This window comes from Pseudomonas sp. BF-R-26, from assembly GCF_019947395.1.
In the GTDB taxonomy this organism is placed as follows: Bacteria; Pseudomonadota; Gammaproteobacteria; order Pseudomonadales; family Pseudomonadaceae; genus Aquipseudomonas; species Aquipseudomonas farris.
Genome location: NZ_JAGYGK010000021.1, coordinates 47,859 through 65,646, shown reverse-complemented (window position 1 = coordinate 65,646; position 17,788 = coordinate 47,859). Strand labels below are relative to the sequence as shown.

17 protein-coding genes are annotated in these 17,788 nt (G+C 58.9%); 10 read left to right on the top strand and 7 right to left on the bottom strand.

All coding sequences use genetic code 11. The features are described from left to right. Nucleotides 1–60: 60 nt before the first annotated feature. A complete protein-coding gene (locus tag KGB18_RS26750; RefSeq protein WP_123719137.1) occupies nt 61–921 on the top strand; it encodes a LysR family transcriptional regulator in 861 nt (286 codons plus the stop codon). Nucleotides 922–1,045: 124 nt separating this feature from the next. Here the strand turns inward: KGB18_RS26750 and KGB18_RS26745 are convergent, their stop codons facing one another. After that, nucleotides 1,046–2,002 carry a threonine dehydratase gene (locus KGB18_RS26745; protein WP_123719136.1) on the bottom strand — a complete coding sequence of 319 codons (957 nt, stop codon included), beginning with the start codon at nt 2,000–2,002 and terminating at the stop codon, nt 1,046–1,048. Between the two features lie 96 nt (nt 2,003–2,098). On the opposite strand from KGB18_RS26745, the gene KGB18_RS26740 reads away from it, so the two are divergent. The 3 genes from KGB18_RS26740 to KGB18_RS26730 all read left to right on the top strand — a co-directional run bounded on the left by KGB18_RS26740 (nt 2,099) and on the right by KGB18_RS26730 (nt 5,075). Then, a complete protein-coding gene (locus KGB18_RS26740; RefSeq protein ID WP_410003831.1) occupies nt 2,099–2,914 on the top strand; it encodes a helix-turn-helix transcriptional regulator in 816 nt (271 codons plus the stop codon). 196 nt (nt 2,915–3,110) lie between these two features. Further along, nucleotides 3,111–4,373, top strand: coding sequence for a hypothetical protein (locus KGB18_RS26735; protein ID WP_223570750.1), 1,263 nt, complete (start codon nt 3,111–3,113; stop codon nt 4,371–4,373). Nucleotides 4,374–4,613: 240 nt separating this feature from the next. Then, on the top strand, nt 4,614–5,075 hold the full coding sequence (locus KGB18_RS26730; protein WP_038983767.1) for a hypothetical protein: 462 nt from the start codon (nt 4,614–4,616) through the stop codon (nt 5,073–5,075). A 12-nt stretch (nt 5,076–5,087) separates the two neighbouring features. Here KGB18_RS26730 and KGB18_RS26725 read toward each other — a convergent pair whose 3' ends face one another. The 4 genes from KGB18_RS26725 to KGB18_RS26710 are packed head-to-tail and all read right to left on the bottom strand — an operon-like array spanning nt 5,088 to nt 8,667. Continuing rightward, nucleotides 5,088–5,936, bottom strand: a complete 849-nt coding sequence (locus tag KGB18_RS26725; protein ID WP_223570749.1) for a sugar phosphate isomerase/epimerase family protein — start codon at nt 5,934–5,936, stop codon at nt 5,088–5,090. Between the two features lies 1 nt (nt 5,937). After that, nucleotides 5,938–7,179, bottom strand: a complete 1,242-nt coding sequence (locus KGB18_RS26720; RefSeq protein WP_223570748.1) for an NAD(P)/FAD-dependent oxidoreductase — start codon at nt 7,177–7,179, stop codon at nt 5,938–5,940. A gap of 18 nt (nt 7,180–7,197) precedes the next feature. Then, nucleotides 7,198–7,518, bottom strand: coding sequence for a MocE family 2Fe-2S type ferredoxin (locus KGB18_RS26715; RefSeq protein WP_038983770.1), 321 nt, complete (start codon nt 7,516–7,518; stop codon nt 7,198–7,200). Nucleotides 7,519–7,554: 36 nt separating this feature from the next. After that, a complete protein-coding gene (locus tag KGB18_RS26710; RefSeq protein WP_123719132.1) occupies nt 7,555–8,667 on the bottom strand; it encodes a fatty acid desaturase family protein in 1,113 nt (370 codons plus the stop codon). A gap of 180 nt (nt 8,668–8,847) precedes the next feature. Here KGB18_RS26710 and KGB18_RS26705 point away from each other — a divergent pair, with 180 nt between their 5' ends. Beyond that, nucleotides 8,848–9,897 carry a LacI family DNA-binding transcriptional regulator gene (locus KGB18_RS26705; RefSeq protein WP_201060195.1) on the top strand — a complete coding sequence of 350 codons (1,050 nt, stop codon included), beginning with the start codon at nt 8,848–8,850 and terminating at the stop codon, nt 9,895–9,897. Nucleotides 9,898–9,950: 53 nt separating this feature from the next. On the opposite strand, the gene KGB18_RS26700 is transcribed toward KGB18_RS26705, so the two are convergent. Further along, nucleotides 9,951–11,972 (bottom strand): sigma-54 interaction domain-containing protein, encoded by a 2,022-nt coding sequence (locus KGB18_RS26700; protein ID WP_223570767.1) that lies wholly within the window; start codon nt 11,970–11,972, stop codon nt 9,951–9,953. A 200-nt stretch (nt 11,973–12,172) separates the two neighbouring features. On the opposite strand from KGB18_RS26700, the gene KGB18_RS26695 reads away from it, so the two are divergent. The 3 genes from KGB18_RS26695 to KGB18_RS26685 all read left to right on the top strand — a co-directional run bounded on the left by KGB18_RS26695 (nt 12,173) and on the right by KGB18_RS26685 (nt 15,236). Next, nucleotides 12,173–13,195 (top strand): Gfo/Idh/MocA family oxidoreductase, encoded by a 1,023-nt coding sequence (locus KGB18_RS26695; RefSeq protein ID WP_223570747.1) that lies wholly within the window; start codon nt 12,173–12,175, stop codon nt 13,193–13,195. Continuing rightward, nucleotides 13,192–13,980, top strand: a complete 789-nt coding sequence (locus KGB18_RS26690; protein ID WP_123719129.1) for a TIM barrel protein — start codon at nt 13,192–13,194, stop codon at nt 13,978–13,980. The genes KGB18_RS26695 and KGB18_RS26690 overlap by 4 nt, the downstream gene beginning before the upstream one ends. Before the next feature lie 329 nt (nt 13,981–14,309). Continuing rightward, nucleotides 14,310–15,236 carry a sugar ABC transporter substrate-binding protein gene (locus KGB18_RS26685; protein ID WP_052962983.1) on the top strand — a complete coding sequence of 309 codons (927 nt, stop codon included), beginning with the start codon at nt 14,310–14,312 and terminating at the stop codon, nt 15,234–15,236. A 155-nt stretch (nt 15,237–15,391) separates the two neighbouring features. Here the strand turns inward: KGB18_RS26685 and KGB18_RS26680 are convergent, their stop codons facing one another. Beyond that, the gene (locus KGB18_RS26680) at nt 15,392–15,784 is read right to left on the bottom strand and encodes a GFA family protein (protein WP_223570746.1); all 393 of its coding nucleotides are present in this window, start codon (nt 15,782–15,784) and stop codon (nt 15,392–15,394) included. Between the two features lie 551 nt (nt 15,785–16,335). Between KGB18_RS26680 and KGB18_RS26675 the strand changes: the two genes are divergently transcribed. Together KGB18_RS26675 and KGB18_RS26670 are read left to right on the top strand one after the other, a co-directional pair. Beyond that, nucleotides 16,336–16,896 (top strand): YSC84-related protein, encoded by a 561-nt coding sequence (locus tag KGB18_RS26675; protein WP_123719127.1) that lies wholly within the window; start codon nt 16,336–16,338, stop codon nt 16,894–16,896. A gap of 234 nt (nt 16,897–17,130) precedes the next feature. After that, nucleotides 17,131–17,649 carry an isochorismatase family protein gene (locus KGB18_RS26670; protein ID WP_223570745.1) on the top strand — a complete coding sequence of 173 codons (519 nt, stop codon included), beginning with the start codon at nt 17,131–17,133 and terminating at the stop codon, nt 17,647–17,649. Nucleotides 17,650–17,788: the final 139 nt, after the last annotated feature.

Genomic DNA, 17,788 nt, shown 5'->3' with positions numbered 1-17,788 from the left:
AAAATGACAGAAATGATTTAATTTCGTAAGTTTTATTAATATTCATCATGAGTTGACTAAATGGACTTCGACCCAGCTCTGTTGCGTGCTTTTGTCGCAATCAAGGAGACCGGTAGTTTCACTCGTGCCGCAGAACGGATGCACTTGAGCCAGTCAGCGATCAGTCATCAGATCCGGCGGCTGGAAGAACAGGCCGGCACCACCCTACTGGTGCGCACCACCCGACGTTTGACGCTGACAGAAGATGGCGAAGATTTTCTGCGTCATGCCGAACATGTCCTCAGAGCACAAGACGCCCTCTCCCGGCGTTTCGAAACGTCATCGGTATCCGGGACTGTGCGCTTCGGTGTGCCAGAAAACTTTATCGGCGACGGCCTGCCGCCGTTATTGACTCGGTTCGCCAGACAATTTCCCGCGGTACGTCTGGATGTAACCGTTGGCACCTACCTCGATCTGCGCGCGCAGGTCGATGCCGATGGGCTCGATCTGGCCGTGGTCATGGCATTGCCGGGCAGTCAGGCCGACGGTACCGTGCTGCGCGAAACCCGATTTGTCTGGGCCGCGGCGCAGGGTTTCGACTTTACCGGCGAGGCCCCTTTGCCGCTGGCGTTTGCACCAGCGCCTTGCATGCACCGCCAAGTGGCCGTAGAGGCATTGGCGAGTTCCACCGTGAATTGGCGGGTCGCCTTTACCTCTCCAAGTCAACAAGGACTGCGGGCGGCGGTATTGGCGGGGCTTGCCGTCACCGCGCTACCGCTGGGAGATCTAGAACCCGGCATGGTGGTGATTGACGGGCAATATGGCCTGCCACCGCTGCTGGATGCTGATTTCAGACTGATATGGAGCGTCACAGGAAAGACGCCTGCGGCCAATACATTTGGGCAACTGCTGGTGGAGATGTCTGAGTCGTCATCGATCTAGAACAGGCTGGCTGCCATTGGCATTCCAGGTAGTCAAATCGAAAGAATGCTCCGTTTTCGTGACCTGCTCAGGGACGCCCCTGTTATTCGCCAGCAGTATCAAGACTTAAAACTTGAGCTCGCAATCACCCAATCACCCTCGCATACACCCCCTGGTCAACATTCCCGCCGGACAGAATCACAGCCACCTTTTTACCCAGCATCATTTCACGCTCCTGAATCAGCGCCGCCAGCGCTGCCGCACCTGCCCCTTCAGCGAGGTTGTGGGTATCGGTGTAATACACGCGCATGGCCTCGGCAATCTCGCCATCGCTGACAGAGACGATTCGCGTCGCACCTAACCCGTAAATGGCGAACGCATCGGGAACTGGCTTGCGCACGGCCAAGCCATCGGCAAAGGTATTTGCCGAGGCGGTCTCGCATATTGCCCCAGCTTCAAACGATAACTTCGCCGCCGCTGCCTCTTTGGAAACCACGCCCACCACTTGGGTCTTCAGGTCGAGCGCATCGCGGGCGGCGATCACCCCGCAAATCCCCGATCCACAGCCAATCGGCACGTAGACGGTATCCAGATCCGGCGCAGCGATGAACAGCTCCAGCGCATACGTGGCCACACCTTTGACCAACTCGGTGTGGAACGGCGGCACCAGGTAGAGGTCATGCACCTGCGCCAGACGCGCAGCCTCTTCACGGGCCTCGTCGAAATCGCGACCACACTCAACCACTTCGCCGCCAAAGCCGCGCATGGCATTGTTCTTCTCTAGCGAATTACCTTCCGGCACGACAATCAAAGCCCTCAAACCCAGCGTGCTTGCCGCCAACGCCAGGCTCTGACCATGGTTGCCGCGCGTAGCGGAGACAATGCCCTTCACGCCCGGGTGTTCGCGCCGCAGCCAGTGCAAGAAGGTAATGCCACCCCGCACTTTGAAAGCGCCTGTAGGTGTGTGGTTTTCGTGTTTGACCCAGACAGTGCAACCTAACCGCTCAGCCAGCAGTGGCCAAGGGTATTGGGCGGTGGCAGGCATGACTTGGTATATGTGGCGGGCAGCTTGTTCGAGATCGTCGCGAGTCAGTTTGTGCATGAGTTGTCTTCCTGAGGCTTTTCCCAGTCTAGGCACGGGCACGTCACGCCGGCTTTCAAAAAACTGACCTGACTTTTACGCCCCCTCTTCACTACTATGGTGTTCATGAGCCTTCGAAACCGTCTGCAGACCTCGCTCGTACCTGAACCGATTCGTCGTGTCGAGGCAGGGCCCTGGGCGATCGAATTGCTACCCGGCGCCGCCTACGCGACCCGATATGTTGCGACCCAGGCAGCGATCGGCTTTGCCTTCGACAACCAACGAGGTTTGCACGCCATCGGCAGCGACCGAGTGCGCCCCTTCGATGCCATGCCCAATGGACTGGCGTTCGTCCCCGCTGGCTGCGATGTGTTGTCCGAGTCCCCCAAGGGCGGTGAATACCTGCGGATCATGCGCACCGACGGCATTTCATTGCTGGGTGACCGGGCATTCAACAATCGCATTGATCAATCAGCCATTTACCTCGCCCTGCGAATGCGCCGCGCGCTGTTGCACGCCTCCGTGGAGGACGACTGTGAAGCCTGGGCGTTCGCATTGGCTGAACGGGCGGAGGGCATCGACGCGTCCTCGGCACCGCCCCAAGGCTCTATAACCGGCAGCCGGATGCGCCTGCTCGATGAATTCATTGACGCTGGCCTCGACGGCCCACTGGGTATACAGGCAATGGCGGGGTTGCTTGAATTGTCCGAAGGTTATTTCATGCGCGCATTCAAGAACGCGACGGGCAAGAGCCCTCATAGCTATCTAATCGACCGACGCCTGGCCAAGGCCCGAGCATCGATGCGCGATTCGACCGCCAGCCTGTCGGAGATCGCACTCACCTGCGGCTTTAACTCCCAAGCGCACATGACGACCGCTTTCAAACAACGCCTTGGAGTCAGTCCAGCGCAATTGCGAAGGCGTTCGACGTAAGGGATTGCGTCTCGCTGCGCGTCGGCGTTCATCGCCAAGAAGGTAAGTCCCGCAATTGCCTCGCACACTGCAAGAACTCGCTTGTACTCATCCGGCCCATACCACACCCAAAGCGTAGTGGAAAATTCCACCAATTTCTGGATAATGGCCATATGCCGCCACTCTGCACAGCCCACTGATAAGGACATCACGTTCGATGAAGTTGCCGTCCCCTGCTCTGATCCTCGCTTGCGCTCTGCTCCTGCCCACCGTCGCCCAAGCCAGCGATGCCGCGTTGACCGAAACGCTCAAGGCTTTTACCCGCTGCGATGCCAGTTTCTTCGCCAGCCTGAACACCCACCGCGATGCCTGGGGGGCGTTTGCGCCGCTTAAGCAGGAAAAAGATGCGGCGTGGATAACCGTCAAAAACCGCGGCAACAGCCCGGAAAATTCGGTGCCTCTGCGCGGTACGCCGATCGTTGCCGGTATGAAACTGTTGTCCTATGTCGACGAGAGCAGCGACCTCGGCCAACTGGGTCACTACTATTTCTGGGGCTTCATTGTTGAAGGCGGCATAGACGAAGTGGCTAAGCGCCTCGCGCCGCTGATGGAGCAACCCGGGCAACTGCAGAATGTAGGCTCGTCCTATGTGCGCAGTGAACTCAAGATCGGTGACCAATGGCGAGTCATCCGGCCGCAGCCAGGCACGGCGCCGGGTAGCAAACGTGCGGAACGCATCTTGATCGTCGAGGCGGAAGGCAAACAGGGCACTCAGTCGCGGGTCAGTTGTTCCGTGCAAGGCGCCGTTGACGGTGCGATGCTCGCCCAACTGCGCCCGGACATCGCGCCGGCTGATTATCCTCAGCCACAACCAGAGACGAGCTTTGCTGATATCGCCGTACCGCAAGACGTGCTCAAGCGCCTCGACTCGCCTCTGCTCAAACCGAAATTCAAAACGTTGAGCTACACCTACGCCACCAGGACCGGCAATGCCATCAAGGATCGTCCGGTAACGGTTGAGTACACCGCAGACGGCGGTTTGCTGAAGAAGAATGAGATCTACAGCAAAGCCTTCCACGTCGAGCGTCTCACCCAGGCGGGCCTGATTCAGTTGAAGTCGAAAATGAACGGCGTAGGCGATGGACGCGTGTTGCTCACCCGCGAACTTGAGGTTAAGGCCCCGACGAGCTGGAGCCCCGGCCAGACGTTGAACGCTCGCCTGGTCATGGAAGAAGTACCTGCCCGGCCAACCGACAAACCCATGAAGCTGTCGACGACTTGCACCGTGGGTCAGCGCTTCCCTGCCCGGCAAGTATTCGCCTCGCTGACCGGTGATGCCATCGCGCTTGAGTGCGAACAGGGCACCAGTAAAACCTCCAATGCCTTTATCGAGGACTTGGGGGTTTCCCTGACGCTGGAGTCGACGTGGGACAAATCGAATAGCGTGTACACGTTCACTGCAGTGGATGTTGTGCGTTAAGAAGTCATCGAGACTGAGGCCAAGACACGCTTCTAGATGCAGCGGCTACATGGGTGGCCGCCAGCACCAAGAGTGCGGTATCGAGCGCTTCTGAATCAAATGTATGGCAGCGCTGTGCGGCTATTTTGCAGATGCGCGTCATCCCGGGTTTAGCCGGGTGGGCAATCACGTCTGAACGGTCTGCCAAACCCGAACACGACAAATGCCGTTAACTTTTTTGGATGATAATAGGTTCTATTAATGAGAAAGATCTTCCTGCCGTTTGTCATCGCACTGTTGTGCCTGCACGGTTGTGCGGAAATGCCCGCGTACTCCAACATCGATCCCGTCACGGTGGGTGACGAGTCGCGTTATACCGTGGTCGAAACCGATACTTATGCGGGCAGGGTCCAGCGTCACTATGCCGATCTCCAGCCGGACCTGAACATCATAAAGATCAACGACAAAAAAGTCGGCAACATCCCGTTCTCCACGTACTACTACAAGAACGACTCCCCGCAGCGAGCGGTGCTGAAGCCGGGCACCTACACCATCCAACTGGAATACCGTCTACCCCGTCACTTCCTGTTCGTGGACCTGAAGTTCGACGGCAAACCCGGCCAGAAAATAATGGCACGCTCAAGGTACGTGGGCCTCAATCGGCTGGAAGTATGGCTGGAGGATGCAGCCACCGGTAAGGTAGTGAGCACCCGGGCGTACTAACACAACGTTAAATCAGCCCCCATCATTTGACCGTGCCCGACAGTCATTCCAAACCTCACGAATCACATCCTTAAGCATCAGCGCCTCGGCCCAGCGGTCGGTGATGTCACGTCCGTCGGCACCCGTAATGGCATAAGGCGGCGGGCCGAGTTCACAGGTGAAGGACAGGCTGTCGGGCGTGTTCGGTCGGGCCAGCCAATCTTCGATCCCATAGCGCCACCAGCCCAGGAAACGCTCCAGCCAGGGTCGATGCTGGGCGAAGCTCAGGGGCACCTGGACCTGTTCGCCGCTGGCGACACGACCATGAAAACCCCAACTGTGGCGCAGGATGGTGTGGATCTGTTCGTCGTCCTCGGCAGCGGCCGACTCTGGCAGTTCGCGGCCCACGACATAGTGGGACAGGTCGGCCAACAGTTTGAGATCGGGCATTTCAGCGAGAATGTCGAGGGTGAACAACAGGTCATTGGTGAGGCGATAACGGTGGGTTTCCAGCAGAACGGGAAAGTCCACCTGCTCGGCCAGACGCTGCCAGCCTTCGATCAATTCGATAGCTTGCTTCAGCGTGCGCGGCCTCACGTCTGCTTGCAGCGTGAGGTGGTGGCAGCCGTAGCGGGACGCGAGATCGATCGCTGCCGCCAGATCATCCACGGTGCGGGGGAACACCTGCCCTTCGATTTGCAAGCCCTGCGCCTTGGCGGCGGTATGCAGGCGCTCGGCGTGTTGCGCGACCCAGAAATGGTCGGTGATGCCGTCGAAGCCGGCGGCGGCGATTTTCTCCACTTGCGCTTCCAGGGGAAGGTCGCATTGGCCGCGGTGATCTTGCATGGCCCACTGGGACTGAAAGACCAGGAATTCACGCATGTCAGTTCCTCAGCAGTTGTTTGAGCGGTACATCGGCGTCGGCCAGAGCGTTCACCGAAAGGGGGTTATGGTGGGCAATCAGCCGTTCGCACAGCTTGATGTCCTTGGCGACGCTATTCCCCTGCCCCCAGCCGCAAGCGCCTTGCAAACGTTGCTCGGCATCGAGGTAAAACAACAGGAATCCGCCACCGGGGGTTGTCCGGCTCGCAGTGGGTTCTGTGTTTGCGATCACGCCCACGGTCTGCAATCCCCAGTCGTATTGATCGGACCAAAAACCGGGAATGACCTCGAAGGGCAACTCACCGCCCAACAGATTCAGGGCGGCGTGACGGCCCTGATTCTCGGCGTTGCGCCAGGTTTCCTGACGCTGGAAAACCCCTTGCGGATGCAGCCGAAACTCACAGACATCGCCCGCCGCAAAGATGTCCGGCGCGCTGGTGCGCAGTTGGGCATCGACGCGGATGCCTTGGCCGACCTCGAGTCCTGCGGCCGCGGCCAGTTCAGTGTTGGGTTGCATGCCGATACCCACCACCACCAGGTCGCAGGGCAGCAACTCGCCGTCGACCAGTTGCACGGACTCCACGTGAGTAGTGCCCTGCACCGCCTCAATGGCCACATTCAGCCGGACATCCACGCCCTGACTGCGATGCAGTTCCAGCAGGACACTGGACAGTTGCTCCGGCAACACCCGACCCGCCAAACGTGGTCCGGCCTCAAGCAAAGTCACTGTGCAACCCAAGGCACGGGCGGTGGCGGCGACTTCGAGCCCGATAAAGCCGCCGCCGATGATCACCACCCGGGCGTCAGGCTGCAACGAAGCACGCAGTGCCAGGGCCTCGTCATGGGTGCGCAGATAAAGCACATTGAGCAGGTGCTCGGGCACCGAGGCAAGTCTGCGCGACCGCCCTCCCGTCGCCAATAACAGACGCGCGTAATGCAGCCAGCTGCCGTCGGCCAATTGCAGACGATGCTGCTGCGGATCCAGGCATTTCACCGGGTTACCCGCCAGGTGTTCGATGTCCAGATCGGCGAGCTGAGCGGTGTCGCACAGGCTGTAACCCGCCAGATCGACCGAGCCCTGCAACAGCCCCTTGGACAGCGGCGGACGTTCATAGGGCGGGTGGGTCTCGTCGCCTATCAGAATCAGGCGACCGCTATAACCTTCGCCGCGCAAGGTCAGGGCCGCGCGGCCACCCGCATGCCCGGCGCCGACGATGATCAATGGAGCATTGGCAGGATTCATGGCACAGACTCCGCGCAGTTAAACCGTGATAGCGAGCAGCACACGCCCCGCCTCGACCCGGACTTCATAGGTCTTGAGGTTGACGCACACCGGTGCGCCAAGGGCTTTGCCGGAGCGGTAATCGAAACGCCCGTTGTGTTTGGGGCACTCGATGACATGCTCCATCACCAGGCCATCGGCCAAGTGGATGGACTCATGGGTGCACAGGCCCGCAGTGGCGAAAAACTCGCTGTCGGCGGAGCGGTAGACGGCATAGGTGTGCTGGCCATGGTCGAAACGAATGACATCTTCATCGTCGATATCGTCCACGGCACATACATCGATCCATTGATCGGTCATGGCGTTTTCTCTTGTAGTGGTACAGGCAGGAAGGTGTCAGGCCGGCGTTACTTCAGGTTCTGACTGGACGTTGGCGGCCGGCGCTGCGCGTTGTGGCAAAGGACGAGAGACGAAATAAGTCGGGTCTTTGCGCTGCTTCCAGATGGTCGGGAGGATCTCCTTGAAGGCCTCGAACAGACTGGTGTAAGGCGGCGGGCAGTCGTTGCGAATCTCCTCGTGAAGCTGCGCCAGCGCGTGAAAAGGCACCATCGGATACATGTGGTGCTCAAGGTGGTAGTTCATGTTGAGGTACATGAAGCGCAGCACCGGGTTCATGTAAATCGTGCGGCAGTTGCTGCGGTGATCGAGTACATCCTCAGCCAGGCCGACATGCTGCGACAGGCCGAACAGGTAGGACAGCCAACCGCCATAGAGCGTCGGCAGACCAATAAACATCAGCGGCAACCAGCTCTGCATATACAGCGCAGCGCCTACGGTAAGCGCATAAATCACCAGCCAGACGCGTGCGTCCCTCACCACCTTGGGCCACTCGGATTCGGGGATGAACGTCTGCTCTTCTTCGCCCATCCGCCCTACCGCATGCCGGCAGACTGACCACATCGTCTTCAACGCATAAGGCATTCTGAACAGGCTCAGCACCATATTGATCAGGCTTGGCGGACGTGGCTCGACGATCTCCGGATCGCGGCCGACGATGACGGTGTCGGTGTGGTGCCGTGCGTGGCTCCAGCGCCAGACTTGGGGTTCGAACATGAACATGAAGCTCGACAGCTGGTAGACCGCATCATTCATCCAGCGGGTCTTGAACGCCGTACCGTGACCCGCTTCGTGCCAACGGGCATTGGACGCCGTGCCGTAGAGCATCCCGTAGACGAAGAAAAACGGAACGCAGGCCCAGGAGCCCCAGAACCAGTAACCGCCGAACCCGGTGACGACCATCGCCGACAGCCAGATCGCGGTATCAAGCAAGGCCGGGCCATCGCGGCGCTGCATCAATTCCTTCATGCGTTTACGAGAAATGGGGGATTGGTACCAGCTTGCCGATACCAAGCCTTTTTGCGCCGCTCGGGCGGCTTCGGGACCGGTCAATCGATAATCCCGAGGCATGGGTTTACCGGGGTTTTCAAAGGCTGCGTTTTGTTCAGGCATTTTATTGTTCTCCGCAAGCTTGATTGTTTTAGGCACTTTTCGACGCGGGATCACATCGCTGGGGAAAATATAGAGAGCACAGAAATCACCCTCAAGCCCTTGAATACATTCCCTATCAAGCTATCATCCAGCCCCATTGAAGCTTGATAGTTTTCTATCAAAGCGTTTGCGGGGCCTGTCATGAACAACACCAAACGCCCAACCATCGCTACTGTCGCCGAACACGCTGGCTTGAGTGTCGCCACCGTGGACCGGGTGCTCAACGCCAGAGCCCCGGTCAACCCGGACACCGCCGAGCAGGTATTCCAGGCCGCCGAAGCGGTCGGTTACTTCGCTGCGAGGCTGATCGGTCAGCGGATCCGCGAACGTCGTCCCACCTATCGTTTCGGCATCCTGCTGCTCGGTACCGCCCAAGCGTTTTATGGCAACGTGGCCGCCGCTATCAACGAGGCGGCGCAACGTCAGGCTGGCGCCAACCTGAGCATTCAATTCGAGTACGTTTTCGATCGCACACCCAGCGCGATCATTGCCCAGATCGAACAACTGGCGGTGCAGTGCGATGGTCTGGCGGTGGTCAGCTTCGCGCATCCGCTGATCAATGCCGCCATCGCGCAGATCAGAGAGGCCGGCGTGCCGGTGATCGCAATGCTGTCCGACATTCATGAGGCGGCGGATGAGCCTTACGTCGGCCAGGATAATCACGAGGTCGGACGTACCATGGGTTGGCTGATGGCTCACACGTGTGGCGCCCGTAAAGGCAGCGTCGGGGTGTTGCTCGGCGGCCACCGTTTTCTTGGCCATCAGGCGCGGGTCGAGGGGTTGCGCAGCTACCTGGCGGAGCGCGCCCCAGGGTTGCGGCTGCTGGAAGCAGTGATCAATCTGGACAATTGCGACATCACCGAAGAGGCAACGCTGGACCTGCTGGCGCGGCATGACGACTTGCGCGGTTTGTGCGTGGTCGGTGGTGGCGGCGACGGGGTCATCAATGCCCTGTCGCAACTGCCGAAGCAGCCGTCGCTGTGCTGCATTCTGCAGGAGTCGACCGAACTGTCGCGACAAGCACTGGATCAGGGATTGATCAGCCTGGTGATCGACTCCCAGCCGCGATTACTGGCAACCGCGCTGGTCGACTTGCTGGTCGAGCTGCAGACCACGCCGGACTTCGACCCGATACGGCATCGAATCCATATTCCACTGCAGATCATCACCTCAGAGAACGCCCGACACTGAACCTGTAGTGAGTGAGGGAGCAAGCTCCCTCACTACAGGGTCATTTTTTTCAGTCAGAAGTTGGGTTCCGAACGGAAAGCATCGGCGCTCAACCCGAACCGATTCATCTTGTTGTACAACCCACCACGGGAAACATTCAGTTGCCTTGCGGCCAAGCGGATGTTGCCGCGGGTATCCCTGAGGGCCGCGATGATCGCATTCATTTCATGGGTGCCAAGGTCCAGGGCAGCCAGGGGTTCGGGCACACTTCCCGGCACCGGCGGACGCAGCTTTTGCTTGATTTCAAGCGGTAGATCAGCTGGCTGGATCAGTTCGGTCACCGCCAGATTGGTCGCGCGCTCGATGGTGTTTTCCAACTCGCGAACATTACCCGGCCAGCTGTAGGCCGAAAGAATATCCAATGCCTCTGGCGAGATGCCCTGCACCGATTTGCGCAGCGAGCGGGTGCAACGATAGAGAAAATGTCGCGCCAGCAATGGAACATCTTCCCGGCGCATCCGCAGCGGCGGAACCGTCAGGTTCAGCACATTGAGCCGGTAGTAAAGATCCTCACGGAAGGCGCCATCGGCAACCGCCTGGCTCAGGTTGCGGTGGGTGGCGGCGATGATGCGTACATCCACTTGCTGCGATTTCTTCGCGCCCACGCGAGTCACCTCACTTTCTTGCAAAACGCGCAGCAGGCTGACCTGGGCATCGAAAGACATGTCACCGATTTCGTCGAGAAAAATCGTTCCGCCATCGGCCAATTCGAACTTCCCGGCAGAGCCTCCACGGGCCGATCCGGTGAAGGCGCCCTCAACATGACCAAACAGTTCGCTCTGCACCAGATCTCGCGGAATGGCCCCGCAATTGACGGCCACAAAAGGACCGCTGCAACGGTCGCTGGCGTTATGGATCGCCTGGGCGAACAGCTCCTTGCCGGTACCGCTCTCACCGAGGATCAGCGTGGTCGAATCACTGCGACTGGCAATCCGCCCCAAATGCAACGCGTCCTGTATGGCTCGCGAACTGCCTTGAATGGTCTCGAAGGTGTAGCTGGCTTGAGTGCCGATAATCCGCCGGGTAATTTCCCGGATGCGCCTGTTCTCGCGCAACGAAACAATGCGCCCACCCTGCTCCAGTGGGCACACCGACACCAGACACGCCAAGAGGCTGCGATCATGCAACTCAAACGTGCAATCCAGATCTCTTATCCCTTCATACTGCTGCCCTTCCCCGCCGCGCAGCAGAATCTCATCGGTCAGTTCGCTCTGGCCCAGACGCTGGAACGGGCTGCCCAACAGGTCCCGGCCGACGCGGAACAATTGGCGGGCATAGCGGTTGAGCGCCTTGATGCAGCCCCGCTCATCCAGCACCACAAGGCCCTCGTTGAGCACTTCGAGAACGGTTTGCTGTTCTTCCAGCAGAGCTTGCAGCGCCATCTGCCGCGAGACCGCTTCGGCCGCTGCCTGGACGGTGCCCAGCGTATGGAAATGAAACCACCCCGGCTCGGCGGTCAAGGTCAGCATGGCCAGCGTCCTGCCCTGCGCATCCCTGATCGGCGCGGCAGCACAATGCATGCGCCGCCGACGCAGGCCAATCCCGAAGTTTTCCTCGGCCAGCACATACACCAAGCGATCTTCGGCAATCGCCAGCCCGGTGCAGTTGGTGCCCTGCACCGACTCCAGCAGCCGACTGCCCACAGGCGTGAGGTCCAGGCCACAGAAATACAGGGTCGTGCCTGCGGCATCGGTCAGATTGATATGGCCCCTGGGGTTGTAAGCCAGCAATCCCTTCATGACCTCCGCCGCCGCGGCGATCAAGGCACGATTGGCCGCCAGCGTTGCAGCCAGAACGGTCGGGGCGACAAACCGGTATTCGCCATCCTCAGGATCGAGGCCGGCACTGACGCTGCGCAGCCAGGAGTCCCAGATAACCTGCCTGACCCCGGCAGGTTGATCGATGCGCCCTTTCAGGCAAGCCAGCCAAGCCTGATCCAGCTCGGCGATCGGTCCTTCGTTCAACGATGCAGGCCCGAGCGCAGTGATGTAATCGAGGTCTTGCGCGCTGAAGGCTGTTAGCTGTGGGTTCACCATCATCGATCCGCTTCTATGTTCACGTTTTAGACATGTCAGTGTAGACATGTCATGCGAATGAACACATCTTTCAATCAATATTAACTAATTCCTTAAATATCAGGTACTTATACATTGGCACAACCCTTGCTCTCTTGATTGACGCCAGCGAGGACATTCCTGCTGCGAGTCATTGAACAACAATAAAAGGGAGTCATTTCATGAGTACGTCCAAGATCATCCGCCTGGGTCTCATCGGTGCTGGCCGCATGGGCAGCTTTCACGGCCTGACTGCCGCCAGACACATTCCCGGCGCCTGCCTGGCCGCCATCGCCGACCCTACACCCGGTCAAGCCGCCCGCCTGGCCGCAGAGTTGGGTGTGCAACGGGTCTATACCGATCCACAGCAACTGCTCGATGACCCGGAAATTGATGCTGTCTTGATTGCCGCCCCCGCCCGCAGCCATGCCGAACTGGTGATCAGTGCGGCCCGCGCCGGCAAAGGCGTGTTTTGTGAAAAACCGATGGCCATCACCCTCGACGAGGCGGACCGCGCCATCGCCGCGGCCGCCGACGCACGTGTTCCGCTGCAGGTCGGCTTCAACCGCCGCTTTGCCAAAAGCTTCCGGGCTGCCCACCTGGACGTGGTCGCCGGCCGCATCGGTACGCCGCAACTGCTGCGCTCGCTGACCCGCGACCCGGCGCTGAACAACCCGGCCGCCTCGCCGCAGTGGGTGATTTTCCTCGAAACCCTGATCCATGATTTCGATACCCTGCGCTACCTCAATCCCGGTGCCGAAGCGGTTGAGGTTTTTGTCATGGCCGATGCCCTGATTGCACCGGACTACAAGGCCAAGGGCTTCCTCGACACCGCAGTGGTTACGATCCGTTTCGACAACGGCGCCATCGCGACGGCCGAGGCCAATTTCCAGGCCGTGTATGGCTACGATGTTCGAGGGGAAGTCTTCGGCAGCGCTGGCATGCTGACCATGGGCGGCCTCAATGATTCTGACCTTGTGCGCTATCTGGCCAATGGCATCCAGGCCGACACCCAACGCATGGACACCGACCTGCTGCGTGATGCCTACGTGGTCGAGCTCAATCACTTTGTCGATTGCCTGCGCACCGGCGAAAAACCACTCGCCAGCGGTGAAGATGCCCGGGCTGCACTGGCCATTGCCCGCGCGTGTATCGAGTCCTTCCAGCAGGGCAAACCTGTGCGCGTGCAAGGAGCCCATTCATGAGTTTCACACCGTTCAAACTGGCGATCAGTGCCGAGATGGTCTTCCTCGATCTGCCATTCACAGAGCGCGTCAAACGCATTCACGCGCTGGGTTTCAGCGCTGAACTCTGGGACTGGACGAAGAAAGATATTCCGGCCCTTGTCGCCACGGGCGCTGACTTCACCTCCATGACCGGCTACATCTCGGGCAACCTGACCGACCCCGAAAGCATCCAGCACCTGCTCGACAGCGCACGAGAATCGCTGGCCGTCGCCGCACAACTGAATTGCCCGAGTCTCAACCTGCATGGCACCGGTTTGGGCGACAAAGGCTTGCCGGTCAAACCCGTGGCCCACACCACCGGACGCATGTGGCTGAGCGCCTGCAAGACCCTGGAAAAAATCGCTCGCCTGGGCGAAGACGCAGGCCGGGTATTCTTGCTGGAAAACCTCAATACCGAGGTGGATCACCCCGGCACGCCCTTCGCTCGCGCCGACGATACCCTGGCGCTGATCGAGGCCGTGGGCAGCCCTCATTTGAAGATGAACCTGGACCTTTACCATGCCCAGATCGGCGAAGGAAACCTGATCGAACTGATCCAGCGCGCCGGCAGCGCCATCGGGGAAATTCAGGTCGCCGATGTCCCCGGCCGCATGGAACCCGGCACCGGCGAAATCCATTATCCGGCCATTGCCAAAGCCTTGTTCCGCATGGGATACACCGGTGTCGTCGGGCTTGAGGGCTGGGCCAGCGGCGACAGCGAAGCGGCACTTGAACGCTTTCGGCAAGCCTTCACGCTGGATTGAGGACGCTGGCGCTCTCGGCGGGTTTGATTCAGAGAGCGCCAGTCATTAATGCCGGTCAGTTAAGCAATTTCAGCTGCAACGCACTCTTTGTAGCAGCTGTCGAGCTTGCGAGGCTGCGTTCGGCTGCGAAGCAGTCGTGAATCCGGTTGATACGGTCTACCTGACGCACCGCAGCTTCTGGTTTGACGACTGCTTCGCAGCCGAACGCAGCCTCGCAAGCTCGACAGCTGCTACAGATCGCATTACGGCTTAACTGACTGGCATCGGCCAGCCCCTACGTTTTTGATCTTGATAAATTTCGACTCATAACAACAAAAGGAAAAACCATCATGCGTCGCTGCACACTTCTTTTTGCCACGCTGTTATTCCTCTTCAGCCAATGGGCTGCCGCCAGCTATCGCATCGGCGTCAGCATTGCCAGGGTTGACGACAACTTCATGACCTATGTGCGCAGCGGCCTGGAAGATGCCGCCAGGAAGGAGAACGTCCAGATCCAGTTCGAGGATGCCCAAGGCGATGTGGTTCGCCAGCTCAATCAGATTCAGGGCTTTCTCGGCCAGAAAGTGGATGCCGTCATCGTCCTGCCCGTGGACACCGCAGCCACCGCCAACATGACTCGCGCCGCCGTCGAAGCGAAAATACCGCTGGTCTACGTCAACCGCCATCCGGACGAACGCGTCCTGCCCAAAGGCGTGGTCACGGTGGCGTCCAATGACGTTGAGGCCGGGCAACTGCAAATGCGCTACCTGGCTGACAAGATGGCGGGCAAAGGCAACATCGCGATCATCATGGGCGACCTCGCGCAGAACTCCACGCACGACCGCACTGAAGGCGTCAAACAGGTGCTCAAGGACTATCCCGGGATCAAGATCGTCGAACAACAAAGTGCCGAGTGGCAGCGCAACAAAGGGATGGACCTGACCAGCAACTGGCTCCTGGCCGGCACCGGTTTTGATGCCATCGTGGCCAACAACGACGAGATGGCCATCGGCGCCGCCATGGCACTGCAGCAAGCCGGCAAAGCCAAGGGCGAGATTGCAATTGTCGGCATCGACGGCCTGCCTGACGGCCTCGCGGCCATCAAGCGCGGAATGCTCGTAGCCTCCGTCTTTCAAGACCCCAAAGCGCAAGCGACCAGCGCGCTGCAAGCGGCCATCAAGATGATCAAAGGTGAGCCGGTCGAGACGGATGTCTGGGTGCCCTTTCAGCTGATCACGCCGGAGCAGGTGGCGGTGTTTGAGCAGCATTATAAATAGGGTCAAACCGGTAGCGTGGTTGGTCAATTTTGTTCATTGAGTTATGTCGCGACACAGACATTCAAGCAGTTTGATTGCTGCCCTTGGTGACGGGCAGCAATCAGCCATCACCCGATCACGGTCTTGGTCGAGCGCCTTCGTACCGTGCGTGCGACCTACTCCTCTAAGCGACCCGTGGCGTCACGATCACGCTCGTATCGTCGCGTGAGCGGAAACGGCGGCAACCAGGATTCGCGACGGATGATCCAGCTTTCGTAGGTTGGCTTCAGTTGGTCAGGGGCATCCAGGGATCCCAGGTTCACTTCGATTTCATCGCCGGTGCGGGCGAAAACGGACGAGCCGCAGCGGGGACAGAAAAACCGCCCGGCGTAGTCGCGTGTTTCTCCCTCGATCATTACCGCATCCTGAGGGAACACTGCCGAGGCGTGAAAAAGCGCCCCATGATGCTTGCGGCAGTCGATACAATGACAAAGGCCGACCCAGTATGGGAGTCCCGACGCCTCAATTCGAACGTTGCCGCACAGGCAACCGCCGGTGAATCGGTCCATGCTGCATCTCCTCTAAAATCAAGCGGCACGACGGCGCCATTGCGTGACGCTTTAGCATTTCAACATCGAGTTGCTGCCTTTCACCCCGGAATTACGGAAGTTGTGCGCCCTATCCAGCGTATCAAAACAATCAGGCATCATTGCCCTCTCCAGCAGTCGGTCGACGCTTGCCAGCGCAGGCGGCGGAGTAAATAAAAGTGGGCGCCTTGTCAGGTGTCCGTTTTGTTTACGGTTGTCTACTGCGGCTTTTGGTAACTTGACCGAGTTCCTCAGTAAAACAGTGTTCTTTCCCATTGCCTGCGACATTCCACAGAACTAACAGTATCTACTTTCGCCATCGCAGTTTCTGACGACGAACCCGGCTGATACACAGAGGTCAAAGCAAGTGATGACGTCGCCAATGTTCAAAGGCCTCTGGCCTGCTTCATTCAAGGGCGAAGCCAGTAGCTCACACACTTAAGGGTGCGCCGGATTTCAGCAGGCTCGGATTTCTGCCGAAGGCAGGTGCTGACTGCTGCTCACATCCAATGCTCCCGTATCGGAGTACTAAAATGACTCAGTCAATGCGGTTCTTCCTCTCGATCGTCCTTGCGACAGCCTCACTGGCATCAGCCAGCTTCTTAAACACTGCAGGTGCGGCAACTGCCGAGGATCTGAATGTCGACTCTCGGCAAGCGTTACAAACTCTCTACAAGTCCACGCCATCTGCCGAAAGCATTTCGCACAACGCCAAAGCGATTCTTGTCTTCCCGAAAATCATCAAGGCGGGCCTTGTGTTTGGCGGCAGCTATGGTGAAGGCGTGTTGTTTAAGGGCAAGACAGTAGAGAATTATTACAACTCCGTAACCGGGTCCTGGGGGCTGCAAGCAGGCGCCCAGTCGTATGGCTATGCGGTTTTCCTGATGACCGACAAAGCCGTGGACTATGTGCGTAAAACCAAGGGCTGGGAAATTGGCGTAGGACCCACCGTTGTAATGGTTGATGAAGGGGTGGCGAAGAATCTGTCCAGCACGACTGTGAAGGACGATGCCTACGCGTTCATTTTCGACCAACAGGGGTTAATGGCCGGGATCAGCATCGAAGGAACCAAGATTTCCCTGATCAAGCGCTAAGACTAGTCGTTTGGCGCATGGATGCGCCCTCTTGCCAACCAGGTGCCGGGCAGATACTGTCAGCTCTATGAATCAGCCACGCATTGCCTCGACCACCACTACCACGACCGCCCGAGGCGGGTCGTGAGAGGTGTCGTGAGCCAATAACGCACGAACTTCAAAAGGCCCGCCAGCGATGGATAGGGCCTTTTCTTTTGCCCTTGTGTCGCTGGTCCAAACGCAAGGAAAAGCACTATGTATGCACTGTTGATTCTCGATATGCAGGTTGGATTGTTTCATGGCCCGGATAAACCATGGGCGGGCGAAGCGCTGCTGAACACTTTGAATAGCCTGCTGAGCAAAGCCCGGAAAGCAGGCGCGCCAGTTTTTCTTGCTCGCCACGTAGGTCCGCCTGGTTCGCCTATCGAACCTGGAAGCCCGTTGACGCAACTGGTGCAGGAACTCCTGCTACAAGGCGACGAAGTGGTCTTCGAAAAAAGCCGACCCAACGTTTTCGCCATGACTGACCTGGCCGATCGGCTAAAAGCTTGTGGATCTGAAGGCGTGGTTATTGCCGGAATGAAGACCCAGTATTGTGTCGACAGCACCTGCCGCGCTGCACGAGATCTTGGGTTCGATGCAGTGCTGATCGCCGATGGTCATACCTGCACCGACACGCCTGCGTTGAAGGCCGAAAATATCGTCGCTCATCACAATGCAACCCTGGCGGGCCCATTCTGTCGTGTCGTTCGCGCTGAGCACTGGCACTTCTAACCGGCATTGATAGATCGGCTCAAGACTGGGTCGATCTGTCTTCTGTCGGCGTCGTTTCCGGGTGTGCCGCGTGTCAGGCCCGACCGTGTATCACGGTGTGTCTGGATGAACCCCCGGTACATAAGGTTTCACCTGGCCT